Annotated in this window: 12 protein-coding genes and 1 pseudogene; all 13 read right to left on the reverse strand. The window is 61.3% G+C overall.

Annotated features, from left to right (window positions below):
• Window positions 1–151: 151 nt before the first annotated feature.
• A pseudogene (locus tag ACSQ3L_RS27860) lies at window positions 152–1,507 on the reverse strand (hypothetical protein); the annotation flags it as partial.
• Window positions 1,504–2,595: a hypothetical protein gene (locus tag ACSQ3L_RS27865; protein ID WP_436162824.1), complete on the reverse strand. Its 1,092-nt coding sequence runs from the start codon at window positions 2,593–2,595 to the stop codon at window positions 1,504–1,506. The pseudogene ACSQ3L_RS27860 and the gene ACSQ3L_RS27865, both read right to left, overlap by 4 nt.
• A gap of 391 nt (window positions 2,596–2,986) precedes the next feature.
• On the reverse strand, window positions 2,987–3,952 hold the full coding sequence (locus ACSQ3L_RS27870; protein ID WP_436162825.1) for an imm11 family protein: 966 nt from the start codon (window positions 3,950–3,952) through the stop codon (window positions 2,987–2,989).
• A 146-nt stretch (window positions 3,953–4,098) separates the two neighbouring features.
• Entirely contained in the window at window positions 4,099–4,719 is a 621-nt protein-coding gene (locus ACSQ3L_RS27875) for a toxin-activating lysine-acyltransferase (protein WP_436162826.1), read from the reverse strand.
• A 1,027-nt stretch (window positions 4,720–5,746) separates the two neighbouring features.
• The gene (locus ACSQ3L_RS27880; RefSeq protein ID WP_436162827.1) at window positions 5,747–5,890 is read right to left on the reverse strand and encodes a hypothetical protein; all 144 of its coding nucleotides are present in this window, start codon (window positions 5,888–5,890) and stop codon (window positions 5,747–5,749) included.
• Between the two features lie 70 nt (window positions 5,891–5,960).
• On the reverse strand, window positions 5,961–6,161 hold the full coding sequence (locus tag ACSQ3L_RS27885) for a hypothetical protein (RefSeq protein ID WP_436162828.1): 201 nt from the start codon (window positions 6,159–6,161) through the stop codon (window positions 5,961–5,963).
• A 53-nt stretch (window positions 6,162–6,214) separates the two neighbouring features.
• Window positions 6,215–6,943: an HAD family acid phosphatase gene (locus ACSQ3L_RS27890; RefSeq protein WP_436162829.1), complete on the reverse strand. Its 729-nt coding sequence runs from the start codon at window positions 6,941–6,943 to the stop codon at window positions 6,215–6,217.
• Window positions 6,944–6,986: 43 nt separating this feature from the next.
• Window positions 6,987–7,928: a hypothetical protein gene (locus tag ACSQ3L_RS27895; RefSeq protein ID WP_436162830.1), complete on the reverse strand. Its 942-nt coding sequence runs from the start codon at window positions 7,926–7,928 to the stop codon at window positions 6,987–6,989.
• A gap of 29 nt (window positions 7,929–7,957) precedes the next feature.
• Window positions 7,958–9,589: a serine hydrolase gene (locus ACSQ3L_RS27900; RefSeq protein ID WP_436162831.1), complete on the reverse strand. Its 1,632-nt coding sequence runs from the start codon at window positions 9,587–9,589 to the stop codon at window positions 7,958–7,960.
• A 39-nt stretch (window positions 9,590–9,628) separates the two neighbouring features.
• On the reverse strand, window positions 9,629–12,886 hold the full coding sequence (locus ACSQ3L_RS27905) for an autotransporter domain-containing protein (RefSeq protein ID WP_436162832.1): 3,258 nt from the start codon (window positions 12,884–12,886) through the stop codon (window positions 9,629–9,631).
• A gap of 144 nt (window positions 12,887–13,030) precedes the next feature.
• Complete coding sequence (locus tag ACSQ3L_RS27910) at window positions 13,031–16,360, reverse strand: autotransporter outer membrane beta-barrel domain-containing protein (protein WP_436162833.1); 3,330 nt, start codon at window positions 16,358–16,360, stop codon at window positions 13,031–13,033.
• A gap of 58 nt (window positions 16,361–16,418) precedes the next feature.
• The gene (locus ACSQ3L_RS27915; protein ID WP_436162834.1) at window positions 16,419–18,026 is read right to left on the reverse strand and encodes a D-alanyl-D-alanine carboxypeptidase/D-alanyl-D-alanine-endopeptidase; all 1,608 of its coding nucleotides are present in this window, start codon (window positions 18,024–18,026) and stop codon (window positions 16,419–16,421) included.
• 33 nt (window positions 18,027–18,059) lie between these two features.
• A complete protein-coding gene (gene dacB / locus ACSQ3L_RS27920; RefSeq protein ID WP_436162835.1) occupies window positions 18,060–19,658 on the reverse strand; it encodes a D-alanyl-D-alanine carboxypeptidase/D-alanyl-D-alanine endopeptidase in 1,599 nt (532 codons plus the stop codon).
• Window positions 19,659–19,685: the final 27 nt, after the last annotated feature.

The raw sequence follows: 19,685 nt of genomic DNA on the forward strand, positions 1-19,685 counted from the left end.
TGTAAGGCAGAAATCCCCAATAATCGCCCCGGCCAACGGTTGCGATGAAACTTTCAGCAATTTTGTTCCGCTGCTTGTCGTCGAGATTGACAAGGTCGTAAATGGAAAACAAAAGCTCGAAGTCGTAGTTTGAATAGTCGACCGTATCGATGCCTTCGCCGCCATCAATCAGGTCCGAGCCCGGCCCGGCAATGATTTTGTCATCCCCCCGCCCCGCATGCACGATGTCGCTACCGTCGGTGGATTGACCATAGCCATTCGCCCCCGGGGACACGCCCAAAACATCACCGACATTTGGCTGGTTTGTTCCAAGGGTGACCTCTCCGAGCACAAGTTTGTAGATCAGGTCCTCAACGTTCGGATAGAAAGTCCCCACCAAATCGATCGGCGCGCGATGAATTGCGGCCTTAAACAGGTCGACACCCAGATCCGATGGGAGACTTCCATAGGATTGCGCCAGGAAAGTATCGGCCTTGGCGAATTCCAGAGCTGCAAGCGCGGTGGATTCTGCACCTGAGAAGAAGCCATTTTCGCCGCTAATAGCCTTTGCAGCTTCTTTCAATCCATTGAGCAACCCGAGAGGTGTCTTGTCCCACGCCCCTACAGCCGAATCCACGTAAGCTCGAAAGAAGGCCAGAAGATCGTAAGTGGTCGCACTTTCGAAAGCCGGATCGCCTTTTTCAAAAGTGGGTACGAACGTAGGCCGCGGATCAGCAGCTTCCCCGATCTGCTTGTAATAAAGTATGTCACGCTCGAAAAAGCCTGGCTCTCGCAACAGCATAAAGAATGGGTTGCCAGCCCAACCGCCAACGTCCGCGCCAAAGCCCCGCGCTCCCGGAACCTGATGCCACAGCTTGTCAGCGCCTCGCTGACCATCTTCGTTACCCAAATAGTAAAGTGAAGGAAAGTCGCCGTCTCTTTCGGCCGCTGAAGTAATAAGGGTGCCGATTTTATTGGATGCTTCTGTTGTATCTTCTGGTTTCGGCTCGTGTCCGAACCTGATCTTATATTGAAGATCATTGTACTGCCGACCAAACTCACCGAGAACGCTGACTCCCGCCGACGCGTGGTTTGCGGCCAGATTCGTGAGCCGCGCGCCTTCCAGGAAAACCCAGGTAAATGGATCAAGCCCTTCCACAGGCGCACTGAACCCGCCATCGGCATTGCGCAGCGCATAACCGGAGGCGTCCTTAACGCTTGTGAACTCCAGGACAAATGAATAGCCGTCATAGACTTGGATTTTGCGCTCGATGTCGTTGACGACACCGTCAACATGACCCGGCAGCGCGCCGTTCCTGGTCAGGATTTCCGTGACATAAGCAACAACGTCAAGACCAGCCGGCCTGCCCTGAAATTTGGCAGGATCGGTCAGCGCAGTCTGAACGGCTGCAATGAGATTCTCCGCCGTCTTTGCGGACGGCGTCCTGTAGTCTTCGGTAGCAAGAGGCAGAAACTGCGATACAAGCTGCAGAATGTCTTTTTGCCATTGCGGTATCTGGAAACTCATTGCGCTGCCCCTTCCGCCGGTTTCGGCTTCTGCTGGGTGAAATCAATCATTCGATCAAGCAAACCGAGGGCCAACGGCATATCCTTGAAGGTCTGGTCCATCCTGTCGCAGGTCACGAGCGGATTCGGCGCATCGCATTCGACCGCGGTCAGGACCATCTCCTCAGAGCCCGATGGAGTCGACGCCGTCATATTCAGCCGACCAAATCGGAACATTGGACCAAAACTGTATTCCAGATGGACGTTTTTCTGGTTCTCACCATCACTGACCGTGAATGAGACGCAGACATCACCGCACAAGAGAAGGACATGCTTGCCCTGCACGAGCGGCCTCTTCGAGTATATACCAAACCGTCTAAATTTTGATTTGTTCGATGGCCGTTCTCCAAGCGATTTTGACTGAAATATTATTGTAAAATCATCGGTCAATGACTGATAATTCTTCATATCCGAAGACAGGAAAGAGGTAATAACTTCCTTGTCTGGCCTATCGCCAAGAAATATCTCCCCTCTGGTGTTTTCGCCAAACCAGAATCTTTCTCTTTGTTTTTTTTCGATGTAAAATATGATTTCAAACGGAAATTCTATTGTCCTTGGCCATTGCTGGAATAAACCAAGCGATTTCATTAACTCCTTCGGATATGCAGCTCCTAAAACTACGTAGCCGATATTGATATTGGTGGTTAAGGATCTCACTATCGATCCATCTGTCTCCGCCCGCTGGAACCAATCTGGCGTCAGATCTACATCGGGGACGCCCAATAGCGGGAAATACAGCGTTGGAATTCCATCGATCTTTAAGGTGCTGTAGCCGGTCGGATATTGTTCGCAGTCGGCTTTCTTGCACAATTCCGCCCAGTTCTCCGGCTCGCGCTGCTGCTCCTGCGAACAGCCGGCCAGCATCAAAAGGCCGAAGCTCAGCGCCAGCAGGCGCCGTCCGCCGACGACGTATGAACTCCTTGCCACAAAGGGTTGTCCTGGATTTGTCAGCTTGACCGCATCGCGGAACCAACCAAAGACGCGCCTCGCCGAGGCTCTTGCAAGCGCCAGTGCCAGCCGATGGCTTCTATGGACAAGCCCCCCGGCCATGCCCGCCCCCTCATGTTGGATCCGCCTCCGGCGCCTTTGCCGACGCTTCTTCTTGTTCGACAATGAAGCAAAACTATCTGCGGTTGTGAAGTGGAATAGTTGCGCCCGGACGATATTTTTTCAGTAATTCTATACCGGGAAGATGACAGCAGCCAGGCCGCGCTGCCGATGCTTCATACTTGAACAAAACATTTCGGAGATATATTAGATAGCGCTGTTATTGGCGCAGGCCGACCCGCCCGACTGTATAGAGCCGAAGCGGCAATGCCGAAGGACATACGGTCGAAGCCTTCCGAGCTCGCAAGAGCCCTTTCCATGTTCATGCCAGCCGTAGCCGGCAGCCACTTACCGCAGCCGTTTCGCCGATCGCGGCGAATTTGGTCAGTCTCGATCATTTCACGCGCGGGATCGTCGGCAACTCGTGGTAGCCAATGCCCCTTACACCGGCATCGGCCATGGCCCGCTTGAAAGCCCCTGAAACGAAAGGAAGGTCGAAAGAATTCATGCGCGGATCGATCCAGACATGATGCCCGGCGACCTGCTCAAGGTTTACGACATATTGTCCACCGGGCTTGTTTATCCAAAGCCCGACATCGGTCAGTTCATGCGTGGTGTGTTTGCGGTCCATGCCGTCTAGCCGGACGCAAGGATAGAACCAGAAGTAAGAGGCGGCATGGCTGCCATCCTCCCACACCAGTTCGACCGGCTTGAACAGATGAATGCCGGGTTCTAGCCCCTCAACCACCTGACGGAAACTGTCGCTTACCAGGAAGATGTTGTGTGCTCGCTGGAGATCAGTGAGCTCCCGCTTGCGTCCTTTCATTATTACTTTGGTCGGCAGGTGCGTCGGATCGACACGAACGCCTTGGTAGAACTCTTTCTTCTTGACGCTAGTCCCATCTGACAGTTTCGCCCTGTTCGTCACTGGGTGAAATTCAAACCCGATCGGCAAGACCTTCTTCATGTCACCATCGAGCAAAGCGAAACCAGGGCTGTAGTCCTCTCCGGTATCGTCAAAGATCGTGTAAACCGTCATTTCTGTTTCCTTTTGGGCTATCCCTTGCGGGTGCAGTAGGTGCGCTTCTGCCTTGCCAACGAAGGCAAGCGCCATTGCGTAGCTTAGCCCGACCGACGCGCCAACTGCCAGGAGACCGCGCTTTGAAATCGTCGAATTTCGACCACCTGGCTCCCCCGTCTTCGCCCCCAAGCCAGGCACGCGAAAGGCGTGTGCAGCGAAGGAAACGCAGTCCGGCTCTTCAACTTGAACGGAATATTCGAAAAGGCAGCAAGTTGGCGTAGCGCTGTCGCGCGTTACGACCCTGCAGCCACTACCATCCTGGACAAGCCCCCCGGCCATGCCCGCCCCCTCATGTTGGATCCGCCTCCGGCGCCTTTGCCGGGCGCTTCTTCTTACTTCACAGTCCCCATGCACCTCATATCCAAGCCGCACGCCTGCAGCCCGATTTCAGCGCATTGCCGATCTGGCGGAGATAGTCGCCAGTATCAGGCGTCGGCCGCGACCTTGGCCGCCGCGATCGGTGCCGCGCCCATCTTCTTCAGCGCCTCGGGGTCAACCAGCCGGGTCACCAGCGGGTGGATGCGCAGGTCGCCCTGCTTGATCACCTGCTTGAAATTGGCGATCACGGCGGTGGCGAGCTTGGGCGTCGGCGCGATCACGTCGATCAGCCAGTTGATGTCGCCGCTCGTCCATTCCTCGGGCTTGAGGCGAACCGGAAAGATGCCGGCCTTGATCTGCTCGCGAATCTTGGCGTCGACCTCGGCCGACACGCTGGCCCAGATGGCGATGCCGGCCAGCGCCTCCAGTTGCGGGCCATCTTCCTTGGCGGGCTGCGCGATGGCGATGCGGTCGCGGATCAGCGGCTCGAGCACCAGCTGCTGCAGGTCGGCGATCGAGAGATGCCGGTAGCGCGGCACGGCCATCATGGCCAGCGCCACCTTGCCGAAGGTTTCGTGGACGCGGGCGCGAATGCCCTTGATCTTTTCCAGCACGGCCGGATCGATCGCCGGCTGGCTTTCCGGCACCGCCGCGCCATGGCCATTTGCCGGCTTTGCTTGCTGCGGCGAAGCGGCTTCTTTGCCTTCGCCTGGAAATTTCTTCGCCATGTGCCAAACACCTCGTCATTAAACTGTGACTGCGGCGCACGTTACGGAGATTTTATCAAAATACAACTGCCTGATGTGCCGGGAAGAGAGCCACCACGCAGCCACGACCTCGCGGCATGGGTTCCTATATAGAATCTGACCCGAGAGCGTTGCGCCAAGGACTGTGGCAGCCGACCGCACGGAGCGAAATGCGCGTTGTGCGCCATCTGGCCGTGACGTCGGGGCGCTCACCCAACGATGGCGAAAGAACCGACGTCCACCTCGCCTGATCGGGCAGGACGCGGGTCGATCTCCAATCGTCCGCGACACCCTCAGCACAGGCGATGGCCAGCGGGCGCGAAAGCGTGCCACGGGTGATCGGCGCGCTGACGGAAGGCGACCACGGACCAATAATTGCTCCGAGTTGCGATCCGAGCAAGGATGATCGGCGGCTATGGCGATCGGCGGTATGGCCGTCGATTTACACGCCATTGCACGCCAATCCCCTACACGACGCCGATGGCGCTTTACATCCGCCGCCCAGCGCGTTCAGATCAACCAAGCTATTTGGAAAGGACACGAATCTATTAAGGTCGATCGGAGAATAGACGCGGACGGAGGGTGATAACCCCCGACACTATGCTATTGCCACAGCTCCCCTACTCCCACTCGATTGTTCAAACAGCATATAACTTATTGAAATTTCTGACAAATATTTTTCGTAGCCGCGAGAAGCCCGACATAAGAACCGTCAAAAAACTACGCTTTTGATTTTAAAGGGAAATTCGCCGCAAAAAAATTTTTGAGGTTTCGCCAACTATCGATGTAAATCGGACGTTTTTTGCACTTTTGAGTTTCAAGAAGGCCTTGTCTGCCGTCTCGAAAAGTACCGTCAATCGCAGCAACAGGGCATTATCTCGTTGCAAAATCAATGGTCATGGTGGCCCGGAGGGTATGTGAATACCATTGATTTCATTGGCTTTTTCGTAGGCCAAAATCAGAAATCCCCCGCTCTAGGACGATCGGACACATCAAGACTCGCCCGCAATCACAGACTTTCTTCAGTCCGGCGCGAAATCTGCGGCATTGCGGCAGCGAGCGACCGTTCGAAAGCATCGATCAGCGCATCGACCTTGGTCTCGGTGGTGATGAGCGGCGGGCAGAAGGCAATCGCATTGCGAGATGACCCCATTCTGCTGCAGGAAGCTGTCGACCATTCCGCCAAGCGCCCGGGCTTCCCCCACGGCGCCTTGCTGGTCCGGTCAGCCACGTTCGACGGCGGCGATCAGACCCCACACCACGCACCTCTCCGACGAGCGGATGCGACGCGAGCTTGCGCAACCGTGCCTGCATGTCCGCACCGACCGTATGGCGTTGCCGACAAGGTCGCGCTCCTCGATCAGCTTGAGATTTCTCCAGTGCCACGGCTGCGGCGACGGGATGGCCGCCGCCCGTGAAGCCATGCCCGAACGCACCGATGCGGTCGCTCTCGTCCGCGATTGGCTCGAACACATTATCAGGGCACCCTGTAGAAAGGATTGGGGAGCAGGAAAAGCCTTTGCGCATGACCGCCAAACAGGTCTGAAGGCTGGTCGCCTATATTGGCAATGATGGTATAGCCGGCCGCTTCTATTTCGGCTCGCACCGGCGTCTTGAAATCGGCGGCGGAGCCGTACTTCGCACCGACCGGAACCATGTAAACCTTCTCGAAGCCGTCATAGCCGCTCTCTCGGAGGTTGCGCTCGGTCGCCTGCCGCTGGTCCTCGGGACGGCCCGTTATGAAGAAGACAGCAACCTTGGAAGCCTTCGCCTGCTGAAAAATCTCGAGAGTTGGCGCAATGGCTGGGTCGAGAGCCAGTTGATCCCATGCGGCCCAGCCGCAAGGGCCGTCGAGCGCAAGATCGCAAGGGCCGGCAATTGGCCGGCCGAAATTGTCTCGCTTGATGACATCCCAATTGGCGAGGGCGGTTTCGTCGATGTCGAACACCACCGCTGGTTTCTCTGCAGATTCCGCGCCCTCCAAAATCCAGGCCGTCGCCTGCTGAGCGACGGAAGCCAGATCTCGCTGGTAGGTCCCGGACTCGTGATAGGCTGCGGCCGCCGCAATCGCGTCACCAACATTGATCGGCTGCGATGCGCTTGCCACGAAGGCCGTTTCGCTTCGAGCGAACCCAACTATGGCGGCCACGGAAAACACAAGCATCGCAGCGCCAATTGCCTTGCTCGGAATATCGATGCGTCCCATAAGATTATTCCTCCGTTTTGAGCAGTGTCGCTCTGGTGATGTTTCAGGGCTGCCCGGCAACCCTGAGCATGGCGTAGCAATCCTCCCCTCCGGCCGAGAACGGTTGGTAGGCCTTTTGCGCCTGCTGAAGCCATTCACGATGCGAATCGTATCTGGCCTCGACGGTACGAATCGGCTTCAGCGAGAGGAAATTCTGGCCCTGGCTCAAGAGCCAACAGGCACGCCCGACGAGGCGACGACTGCGGTCGCGGAGCCAAGCGTAGTCCCAAAGCACATCCAACACCTCCCGCTTGATACCGTTGTCGAGAACGGGGTCGGTCACGCTCTCGTCGGGTTTGCGAGCCGCGATCGCAGCCTGCAGGTCACCATAGTCCTGGCGAAGCTGCTCCACTGCGTACTGCAGGTCTGCCTCGTCCTTGACCATGCCGAACCACAGGTTCGGGTCCATTCGGTTCACCAGGGGTGACGATTGGAAGTCGGCAGAAAATTGCATGGCAGCGAACCCATCGAGATCGATTTCCCTCTCAAGCAGCTTGATCGTCTCGATCTGCTTGGCCAGAGCAGCGCCGCTTGCGGTTACGGCTCGGTTCGCCCCGCCGTGGTCGGGATCGAGATAGGCGCCGCCATCGTCCAGTACCGAGTCGATCTGAGCCACGAATTCGAGAAGCGGCGCGGCGCGGCTCAGCCTTACCGCAAGCTTTCCCAAAAGCTCTTGCGTTTGCGACTGCTGTCTTTGACGCTCCAGGTAACTCTGCTGAAAGAAGAAGGTGAACAGTGAAATGCCGATTCCCAGGAGGATCACGCCAAGCTGCGAAGATGTATTTCGATAATATTCAAGCTTCTTTTCCTTGTGACGCTCGTCGCGTTGCGTGTGGTGAGCAACCTGGTTGTTTATGAACGCCGACACGATCAGCAGCAACGCGCCGAGCAGTCCAAGCATGGCAATCAGGGTGTGGCCCCCGCCAAACATCAAGTCGAACCCCATCGCCAACTCCCCTCTACAAGCGCCTTCCGTCACGGTTTGTGTGAGTATCGAAGAAAGGCACCTTGGCCGTGAAGGTTCAAGTTCTCGATCGTGATGGCTGTTGCCCGATCGGCCTCGACAGTGAACGTGACGGCACTCGGTCCAAAGGCGTTCTCGCCGATCGGCTGGTATATGAACGTATCGCGATCGATGTGCTGAAGTGGAAAGGCTTCCTTGTGGGGTCCGAGCTTCATGATGAGACTGCCGTTCTCATCTGCGATCTCCAGCGCGCCATAGAAATCGTTGTCGTAGGCGCCGAGATAGCTTGCGAAAAGCAAGGCCGGTGAAGGCTGCGAAAGCGGAACCGCAGCATTGATGGCGTCGCCATAGTCAGGCTTCATGACGTCGGCGAAGAGCTGGCCATAGGCATCGACCCAGTCTCGTTCAATTTTGCCGTCAAACACGAGATCGAGAAAGCTCTTGCTCACCGCCTCGGCCAGGCCGACCGGGTAGCCGTTCGTCAGGACGACGATGCCGAGCCGTTCCGCGGGAACGAGATGAACATTCGTGCCGGCGCCAAGATTAAACGCTCCCGAGTGACTGAGATGGAGGCGGCCTTTTGCATCGACATCGACGTTCCAGCCGAGGCCGTAAAACGGGGTGAGCCTGCCCGCCGCCAAATCCTGCGCGGCTCCACGCGCGATCACGGGCTGATGGGTTTGAGCCAGAGCGGCCGAGCCGACGATTTGCTTGCCATCGAGCCTGCCGCCGGCAAGCTGGAGCCTTAGCCACTGCGCGAGGTCGCGCGCCGTGGAGCTGACGCCACCCGCGGGAGACTGGGCATCGGGATCGCGCGGCGGGCCGGGCAGCCAGTTGCCGTCAGTACGAATGGAGTTCACGGCACGATTATCGGCGGCGAGGAAGTCGGAATATCGCGAGCTCGTTCGGGTCATGCCGGCAGGACGGTACAGTCGCTCCTCCGATACGATTTCCCAAGGCTTGTCGGCGGCCTTGGCGGCAGCGACGGCCGCTTCCGTCAATCCGAAATTGGTATAGGCATAGCTTGCCCGGAAAGGGCCGCCAGAGGTGACGTAGCGTAGCCGGAACAGAATTTCTTCGCGGCTGTATCCCAGATCCTCGAGAAGGTCGCCGACGTGATCGGGCAAGCCGCTTCGGTGGGAAAACATGTCACTGAGGGTTACCGCGCGTGTCACCCACGGATCCTTCAACTCGAATCCGGGATCGTGCTTTACAATCGGATCGTCCCAGGCCACGAGGCCTTGGCCGACGAGGGCGGCGACCACTGTGGATGCTATCGGCTTCGACAGCGAGGCGAGCTGAAACACAGTGTCCGGGTCTATCGGTTCCGGCTTGCCCACCTCGCGAACACCATAGCCTTTGAGAAATACGACAGCATCGTCGTGAACGATGGCGATAGCTAAACCGGGCACGCCGGTTCGTGCCATGCCATCGCGGACAATCGCTTCGAGCTTGGGAAGCGCATCGGAGATACGCTTGGCAGTCGCTGCCTCGGCGAAGGCCAAACTCGGGAGAAGGCAGGCAGCCATTGCGGCTACCGTCCAAAAGCCCGATTTCGTGTGTTTACCTGAAGCGGTCGGCATGATGATGAACCCGATTGGCGCGGCGAAGATGCGTTTGATCGTTTTCCAAACCCCAGGCATCGTATTGTACCTCTCACATCGCGTTGATCGTCGGTGGCCTCACCATGTGATGCCGAGCTTGAGCTTGCCGGAATAGCTCTCGACATTTCCGGAGAACTCGCCCCGGAATGCGGCCGCGGCGAAGAAGCCGGAAGATGAGTTGTATTCGGCGCCGAGGTCGACAAGCAGGGCGTTGCGGTCGGGCTCGGCGCCGTCGATCGTGAAGCTGGTGCCGGGCAAGCTCTGGAAGCCGGCGCTGAAATTGCGGCCGGTGCTGCCGTTGATTGCCCAGGCGGCGCGGCCGGAGAGCTTCAGTCGGGCGCCGCCGTCGAGAGCGATGGCACGGTCGAGCCGCGCGCCGAGCTCGACGCGCGTGGCCGTGGTGGTGTCGCTGCCATAGTCGAGCGCGAAGGCTCCCGACCCGCTCGACGTCTCGGAATAGGCCGGCAGGTGATAGGCGATCGCCTGGAAGGCGGCGTAGGGCGAGATTGCCACCACCGGCGTCTCGAAGCGGTAGCCGGCCTCGGCGCGGCCCGAGAAGGTGTGCGCGTTGAACTCGCCGGTCAGCCTGTCGCCGAGCACGCTGCGGTTGGTCTCGACGGCGTGGAAGCCATAGGCAAGTGCGCCGGAGAGATACGCATCGCCGAAGCCCTGCCGGCCGTAGACGCCGGCATTGAAGGTGCTGGCATCGCCCGAGCCCAGCCCGTCCGCAAGCGAGAAGTTCGACCAGCCGCCGCCGAGTGCGACACCGACGAGCGTCTCGTCGAAGCGGTAGCTGGCGCCGCCGACCAGGCCGACTGTGTTGGCGTTCGTGTCGTGCGAGCCGACGGCCGCATCGCCGCCGGTCTTCACGGTGTCGCCATAGGCCGCACCCCAGGCGCTCCAGCGGCGGGCGATGGCCGTATCGGCCGGGTCGGCGGCATGGCTGGCCGCCATGTCGAGCGCGGCGAAGTTGCCCTCGCCGGCCGCCTTGTCGTCCTCGGCATAAGACGCAACGCTGCCCGCCGCGTCCTCCGTGCCGCTGGCCCCGCCCTCGCCTTGGCCATCGAGCGCGGCCAGGAACTTGTCGGCGCTGTCGATGCCCGAGATGATCGCGCCAGCCGCGATCTCGCCCGAGGCCGCGCTCAGCCCGTCCGCGTCGAGCCCGACGAATTCGGCGCGCAGCGTGTCGTTGGCGTCGAAATGGTCGAGCACCTCATCGGCCACGGCTAGCTGGTTGTGGTTGAGGGCAACGAAGTCAGGATCGGTGCGGTCCGTCGCCATTACCAGGTAAACATTGTTCGCATCATAGGCGAGCCTGGTCACGAAGCCGGGCAGAGTCGGCGCGTCGAGGCCGGCGAATTCAGTGCCGAGGAGACCGGCCCCGGCATTGAGGATGGTGTAACTCCTGGCAACAGAACTGCCTGCCAGGAACTTGACATCGACGGTGCCGCCGGAAAGATCGGCGGTGCCGAAGACGTCCGCGCGGTCGGCCGCGCCGGCGTTGGAGACCTCGACGGCGTAGGCCGAGCCGGCGCCGAACACCAGGTTCTCGGCGATGTTGATCGTGCCGATCGAATTGCCGGGCGAAAGCGTGCCGCCACCATTGATGATTACCGTGTTCAACGAGCCGATACCACCAAGTGTACCGCCCGTATTCACTGTCGTCAGCGAGGACGAGGCGATCGAGCTGTTCACCAGAAGCGTACCAGCATTGACCGTGGTCGCGCCCGTATAGGTGTTGGCGCCGGACAGGGTGACCGTGCCGCCGGTGCCGTTCTTGGTCAAGGTGCCGGTGCCCGTCATGGCACCGGTATAGGTGCCGTCGAAACCCTGGTCGAAGGTCAAGGCGGTATTGTTCAGGATATTGCCCTGCAAGCTGCTGGTCGTGCCCAGTAGCGCGCCGACCGAGATGGTCGTCCCGCCGGAGTAGGAATTGGTTCCCGTGAGCGTGAGAGCCCCGCTGCCGGTCTTGTTGAGGGTGCCTGTGCCGGACATATTGCCGGCATAGGTGCCGTTGCCCGCCTGGTCGAAGACGACGGAGGCATTGTTGGCGATGTTGCCTTGCAGGCCCGTGGCCTTGCCCAGCAAGACGCCGGCATTGACGGTCGTGCCGCCGCTATAGGCATTCGCGCCTGTAAGGACGGTGGTGCCGGCGCCGCTCTTGACGAGAGACCAGCTGCCGCCGCTGCCGGCTATTCCGGTCTGGTCAGCGATGTCGTCGCTTATGGTCTGTGTCTCCCCGGCGTCGGGCGTGAGACTGAACGATCCGCTGCCGTTAAGGAAAATGCCCGACCCGATGCCCTGGCCGGGCTGGGCACCCCCTCCAGCGTTACCGCCGGCGACGGCATTTCCGGAAATGTTGAGGGGGCCGGCCAGGGTCAGAGTGCCGCCCTGCTGGACGAAGATCGCGCCGCCAAGGCCGGCACCCCCTCCCCCGCCGGCGGCAGGGTCACGGCTGGTGCTATTGCCGCCACCAAAGCCACCGAGCGCAGCCAAGGAATTAAGGACATCGCCGCTGCCCCCGCCGCCGCCGCCAAAACCGCCGCGCCCACCTGCAGCCGGAAAGCCGGGGTCACCGCTGCCGCCGCCGCCACCACCGAAGATACCGTCTTTGCCTACATCGAGGGAACCGTTCCCGCCACCGCCGGTACCGCCTCCACCACTGACGAAGGAGCCTCCGTTGCCGCCGTCGGCCCCTGTCGGCCAATAGCCGCCACCACCCCCGCTGGTGCCGCCTCCGTGGGTACTCGGATTGAGCGCGCCGCCATTGCCGCCGCGCGCCAGGTTGGCCTGCAGGTTGACGTTGCTCAACGTCACATTGGCGAAGCTGCCGACGAACAGCGCGCCGCCCAGTCCGGCGCCGCCGCCGCCACCACCGCCTCCATTGGTGTCGGGGGCTCTATCGAATTGTGCGTAGCCACCGTCGCCACCCTGGGCCTTGGTGTTGGCAATGGTGAGACCTTCGATCGTCACTGTGCCCGACTGCACGAACAGGCCGCGATACTGGTTGTTGCCGGAGAGGGTGAATTCGTTGGCGCCGGCGATGGTCACGTTGCGCTGCACGGTCGGCAGGTTGGCGCTCAAGGTGATGTTTGCGGTGAAGATGATGAGGTCGCCGTCCTGGGCATTGTTGATAGCGTCCCTGAGCTGCGATTCGTTGGAGACCTCGACGTCCGCTGCTCTCGCCGGGAACGCCACGGACAGCGTGCCTGCTGCAAAAAGCATGCCCAGCATAAGGCGCAGGCCCGGCGTCGAAAGACAGGTTTCCCTGAGCAGACGCGGCGTCAGACCTGCCCGCCTCGCAGCATCGGCTTTTGCTCCCACGTGCTTCGACATCTCCCACCCTCTTCCGTGTTGCGGTTTGCGAGCGACCCGAGCGGAGTCAGCGCCAGAACTTCCGGCTGAAATTGATCTCGACCGCGTTTTCCAAACCCCAGGCATCGTATTGTACCTCTCACATCGCGTTGATCGTCGGTGGCCTCACCATGTGATGCCGAGCTTGAGCTTGCCGGAATAGCTCTCGACATTTCCGGAGAACTCGCCCCGGAATGCGGCCGCGGCGAAGAAGCCGGAAGATGAGTTGTATTCGGCGCCGAGGTCGACAAGCAGGGCGTTGCGGTCGGGCTCGGCGCCGTCGATCGTGAAGCTGGTGCCGGGCAAGCTCTGGAAGCCGGCGCTGAAATTGCGGCCGGTGCTGCCGTTGATTGCCCAGGCGGCGCGGCCGGAGAGCTTCAGTCGGGCGCCGCCGTCGAGAGCGATGGCACGGTCGAGCCGCGCGCCGAGCTCGACGCGCGTGGCCGTGGTGGTGTCGCTGCCATAGTCGAGCGCGAAGGCTCCCGACCCGCTCGACGTCTCGGAATAGGCCGGCAGGTGATAGGCGATCGCCTGGAAGGCGGCGTAGGGCGAGATTGCCACCACCGGCGTCTCGAAGCGGTAGCCGGCCTCGGCGCGGCCCGAGAAGGTGTGCGCGTTGAACTCACCGGTCAGCCTGTCGCCGAGCACGCTGCGGTTGGTCTCGACGGCGTGGAAGCCATAGGCAAGTGCGCCGGAGAGATACGCATCGCCGAAGCCCTGCCGGCCGTAGACGCCGGCATTGAAGGTGCTGGCATCGCCCGAGCCCAGCCCGTCCGCAAGCGAGAAGTTCGACCAGCCGCCGCCGAGTGCGAAGCCGACGAGCGTCTCGTCGAAGCGGTAGCTGGCGCCGCCGACCAGGCCGACTGTGTTGGCCTTCGTGTCGTGCGAGCCGACGGCCGCATCGCCGCCGATCTTCACGGTGTCGCCATAGGCCGCACCCCAGGCGCTCCAGCGGCGGGTGATGGCCGTATCGACCGGGTCGGCGGCGTGGCTGGCCGCCATGTCGAGCGCGGCGAAGTTGCCCCCGCCGGCCACCTTGTCGTCCTCGGCATAAGACGCAACGCTGCCCGCCGCGTCCTCCGTGCCGCTGGCCCCGCCCTCGCCTTGGCCATCGAGCGCGGCCAGGAACTTGTCGGCGCTGTCGATGCCCGAGATGATCGCGCCAGCCGCGATCTCGCCCGAGGCCGCGCTCAGCCCGTCCGCGTCGAGCCCGACGAATTCGGCGCGCAGCGTGTCGTTGGCGTCGAAATGGTCGAGCACCTCATCGGCCACGGCTAGCTGGTTGTGGTTGAGGGCAACGAAGTCAGGATCGGTGCGGTCCGTCGCCATTACCAGGTAAACATTGTTCGCATCATAGGCGAGCCTGGTCACGAAGCCGGGCAGAGTCGGCGCGTCGAGGCCGGCGAATTCAGTGCCGAGGAGACCGGCCCCGGCATTGAGGATGGTGTAACTCCTGGCAACAGAACTGCCTGCCAGGAACTTGACATCGACGGTGCCGCCGGAAAGATCGGCGGTGCCGAAGACGTCCGCGCGGTCGGCCGCGCCGGCGTTGGAGACCTCGACGGCGTAGGCCGAGCCGGCGCCGAACACCAGGTTCTCGGCGATGTTGATCGTGCCGATCGAATTGCCGGGCGAAAGCGTGCCGCCACCATTGATGATTACCGTGTTCAACGAGCCGATACCACCAAGTGTACCGCCCGTATTCACTGTCGTCAGCCCTTCGATCGAGCCGTTCACGGAGAGCGTGCCGGCGTGGACAGTTGTGTCGGTGTTGGTGCTGTTGCCGATGAGGACCAGCGTGCCGGTGCCGGACTTGACCAGCGTGCCGGTGCCGCTGATCACGCCACTCAGGGTGAGGGCCTTGCCTTCGTCGACGAGGAAGACGCCGCCGCCGATGAAAAGCCTGACAGGGCGGGCGCTGGAGAAGGTCCCGGACGCATGCAGGCCGCCGCCGGCAAAGTCGATGTGGGTACCTGCCGCGCCGAGTTTGTCGTCTGAAGCGACCAGCAGGGTTCCTCCCTCCACTCGCGTGCCTGCCGTGTAGGTGTTGGTGCCCATGAGCGCGACCTCGCCATCGCCCCGCTTGAAGAGGGCGCCGCTGCCGGACATGTTGCCGGCATAGGTGCCGTCGCCCGCCTGGCTGAAGATGACGGAGGCATTGTTGGCGATATTGCCCTTGAGGCTCGACGTGTTGCCCAGCAGGATTCCGGCATTGACGGTGGTGCCGCCGGTATAGGCATTCGCGCCGGTGAGAATGGTCGTGCCGGCGCCGTTCTTGACGAGAGACCAGCTCCCGCTGTCAGTGCCGGTGCCGCCCACGCCGGTCTGGTCGACGATGGCGTCGCTTATGGTCTGTGTCTGTCCGCCGCTGGGGGCGACGGTGAACGACCCGTCGCCGTGAAGGAAAATGCCCGACCCGATGCCCTGGCCGGCGGTGGCATTGCCCTCCCCTTGCTTCCTTCCACCGTCACCGCCAGCAACGCCATTTCCGGAAATGTCGAGAGAGCCGGCCAAGGTCAGGCTGCCGCCCTCCTGAACGAAGATCGCACCGCCAAAACCGGCACCGCCTCCGCCGCCACCGCTGAAGTCGCTGACGCCATTGCCGCCGCCGAAGCCACCAGGCTCAACCACACCACTACTGCCGCCGCCGCTACCGCCGCCAAAACCGCCGGCCCCAGGTATATAAGGGCAGTCACCGTCGTCATAGCACCAGCCGCTGCCGCCGCCGCCGCCGCCGAAGCCACCGGGGCTGGCGTCTGTTTGGCTACCGTCCCCGCCGGCGTCGTCTGGCGCACCGCCTCCACCGCTTTCGTTAGGGCCGCCGTTACCGCCGTCGGCTCCGGTGAACCAATAGCCGCCGCCACCACCACTCGTGCCGCTGTCGAAACTGGTGTCAGGTCCGACCGCGCCGCCATTGCCGCCGCGCGCCAGGTTGGTCTGCAGGTTGACGTTGCTCAACGTCACATTGGCGAAGCTGCCGACGAACAGCGCGCCGCCCAGTCCGGCGCCGCCGCCGCCGCCGCCGCCGTGGGAGGGATTGCCGTATACGGCAAATCTTGCGTCGCCACCCTTGCCGCCCTGGGCCGTGGCATTGGTAATGGTGAGATCGTTGATCGCCACGTTGATCACGATGCCGTCGTCCGTCTCCGACTGCACGAACAGGCCGCGATACTGGTTGTTGCCGGAGAGGGTGAAGCCCTGGCCGTTGATGGTCAAGTTGCCGGTGCGCACGAGCGGCAGGTTGGCGGTCAGCGTGACGTTGGTTTCGAACGTGATGGTGTCGCCGAAGTCGGCGTTGAAGAGGGCTAACTGCAGGTCCCCCTCGTCGTTGACTTGCCAGTCGTCGGCTCTCGCCGGAGGCGCTGCCGACAGCGTGCATGCTGCGAGAAGTATGGCCAGCACCAGGCGCGAGCTCGACGTCGACAGGCGACCCTGCACCAATCTCGAATGTTTCATCGTCTGCTCCAGCGTTGGAACATGCCTTCGGGCGCGCAGCGGAAAATCTCGTGGCCCATCAGTTGAGATCGTACAAAATCGCAGATATCTCGCCCTCGTCGCCGAACACCTCGATGACGTCCGCGATGCTGCCGATCGGCGTGACATTGTTTACGTAGACGACATAGGCGAGCAGTTTTCCTGCTTTGGATTTGATGTATCCCGCAAAGACCTGGGCTTTAAGCGTTCCGTCCGCGATTGTCGTCCCGGTCTTCGCAAATACGCGTCCCACGGCTGGCGCAATGGTCGGATTTGGTGGATCAATGCCAACTGTTGCCAGTGAACCATCGACCCCGAGAGCGGGAAGGGCGTCGAAATAGGCCTCAGATGCTTTCGTCTTTCGCATCGCTGCGAGGAGCCCGGTGACGGCACTGGGTGTCGCGCGGCTATCGGGGCTGCCGCTGCCATTCGTCGGGAAATCAAAGCCATCAGGGGAAAGCCCGTATTCACCAACCAGCATATTCCGCTCGACCGCAAGCGCGGTCTCGACCGTTCTCGCTCCCTTTGTGAGGCCGAGCAGCGCAAGGCTCAGATTGGCCCCGAGATTGTGGCTGACCTTGAGGATCAGCTTCGCGTACTCCGCATAAGGCGGTGAAACGAGCCGAGCGACCCTTGTAAACTTTGCGTACGAGCCGTTCGAGGGTAGCTTCGCGCTTGGGTTACCGCGCGTCGCCGCAGCTGTGACAGCGACTCCCGCCCTACCCAGAGCCTCGATGAAAGCGGTGCGCGCAAAGGACGAAGGGTCGGCGATCGGAAACGTCCGGACCAGCGTCGCCACGCCGGGCAGGCTCGCCTTGTAGCCGACTGGTATCTGCCCTTTAACGACCCCGACCTTGGAGTCGTCGGGCGAGATCTCGAGGGCAATCTCTATCGGCTCGCCGGCGGCGACGGTTTTCACCTCTGACCTGACCATGAAGGCCGCCGTCTTGGGCCGCCAGTCCACCTTGGCAGCCTGCCGTGCTTCGGTCGGCAGGATCGTCACGTCGATCAGGTTATCGTTGACGATGATCGGCGTGATCAGAACATTCCCGTTCGGCACACGGAAATGGTCGAAGAGGCGATCATCGATGATGACATCGCCGGCAACGGCCTTGATTCCGGATTGGGCGACCTGCCTGGCAAGGAAATCCAGGCCGGACAACGGATCGGTCTGCGTAAGGATCGCGCTGCCAAGCGAGTTGGACTCGGTGTGGTCGAAGTTGGTGAAGGCGATCTTGCCGTCAGCAATCGTTCGTCCGCCAAGGGTCAAATCCCCGCTTGCGAGCAGGACAAGATCTCCTTGGAGCGTGCCGTCAGCCGTCACGTCGCCGAGGCGATAGACCGGCGTTTCGAAGCGATGGTCGGCGCCGAGCGCGTTCAATGCGAGGCCGACCGAAAACAGTTTACGCACCGAACCGGTAAAGAAGAGCGCGTCGGGGCCGTAAGCCGTTGCCGTCGCCCCCGATGGAAGCTCGATTGCCTGGAGGCCCCAGATCGCCCCGGAGTAGCGCGGCGCGTCCATAATCGCGCGGATAGCGGGAGGAAGGCCGGGGTCGGCCGCGGCCGCGCCGGCGCACCAAAGCGGCGCCACGACGGCCAACGCAATCATCAACCCACTTCGGGTGCCGCTGAACAGTTTCCGTTCCATCTTACTCTCCAATGCGGGCAGACGCGACACGGCCTAGTAGGCCTGTTGAATTGCGGCAGCGATCTCAGCGATGTCATGATCGGCGGCGATGAAATCGTCGACCGAGCCAAAGGGGGCGTTGTTGAGGAAGATCGCAAAAGCGAGTTCACGGCCGCTTTTCGCTCCGATGTAGCCGACCTGCGTCTTGGCGACGATCAGGACCTGATTGTCTCCGGGCGCCGGGATAACCCGTGCGCCGTCCTTGATCTGGATATGCCCGGCCGCCGGGGACCCAAGACCGTTTGCAGCCTGCGTTCCATCCACGCCCAGGATGGCCATCCCGTCCCGGATGGACGCTCCCCATGGCTCCTTGACGATTCGCGTGAGGAGCGTTGTCTGGTCCGCGGGAGCCGTCTTTCCGTGGTCGTTGGAACCCGCGCCATCGAAGACGTATGTGCTCTGTCGCGATACGCCCAGCCTATCGAGGAGTTCAAGCTCCTTGCCGATTCCGGCCGCGCAATCGCGGCTTTCTGCTTTCACGGCTGCAAGGCACAGCATCAGATGGGCGCCGCGATTGTAGCTGACCTTGAGAATGACCTTGACGAACTCGGAGAGCGGCGGCGAGACATGTTCGGCTACTTTGTTCTCAGCGGAGTAGGCTGCGTTGCCCGGCAGTTTCTCCGCGGGATTTCTCCCGAATGGGTTTGCGTCGACCTTGACGCCGGCGCGCTCAAGCGCCTCGATGAAAGCGGTTCGGGCGAAGGCGGCCGGATCCGGCACATGCCAGATGTTCAAGGCGAGCGGGGATCCGGCGGCGATTTCGCCGCTGACACGGATCTCCCCGGACCCCTGCTGCTCGATCGTGATGGGCTTCGGATTCTCCGCGACGGTCATCACGTCGCCCGTCACCTTGATCGACGCGGTTTTGGGTCGCCAATCGATCTTGGCCGGCTGACCGGCACTCGCGGCCGTCGTCATGATGTCGATGACGTTTTCGTTGAGCCAGATCGGTGCAATGATCCCATCGGTGGGGTCGCGATAGGTTTCGAAAAGGCGCGCATCGATGAGGACGTCGCCCGCGACCTTCGAGATGCCGGAGCCACGAACTTTCCTAGCCATGCCGTCCAGCGCCGCCAGCGGGTCGCTTCCCTTTACCAACGCACCGCCGGCAAAGCCGGTATCGGCATAGTTGTGGTCGATTTCCGGCATATTGTTGTAACCGAGGGTGCCGTCGGGCTGCGTGCGCAGGCCGAAGCTGAAATCGCCGGAGGCGACCAGAATCAAATCACCGTCAAGCACGCCGTCCGACACCGGCCCGGTTCTGTAGACCGGGGTCTGGAAGCGGTAGTCCGCACCATAAAGATCGAGTGCCGTGGCCGAGGTGTAGACCTTCATGATCGATCCGGGGACCATCGATCGTTCGCCTGCCTGATCGGCAAGCACCGCACCTGTATCGAGATCGACCACGCGAATGCCCCAACTCGTATGCGCATAGGCAGCTTTCGACTGGATTTCTCCGATCTGGGCCGAAACGCTTTTGGGCAACTCGCCCACAACCGGGGGAAGGGCATCGGCGCGCGCGCCGGTTCCGCTGAGGATACCAAGACTGGCCAGAGCGAAGAGGGTCACGGGCATCATGCGGATCACAGGCATCAGGCTATTCCTTTCACGAGCGTGGAA

The organism is Mesorhizobium sp. LjRoot246, from assembly GCF_964254115.1.
GTDB lineage: Bacteria > Pseudomonadota > Alphaproteobacteria > Rhizobiales > Rhizobiaceae > Mesorhizobium.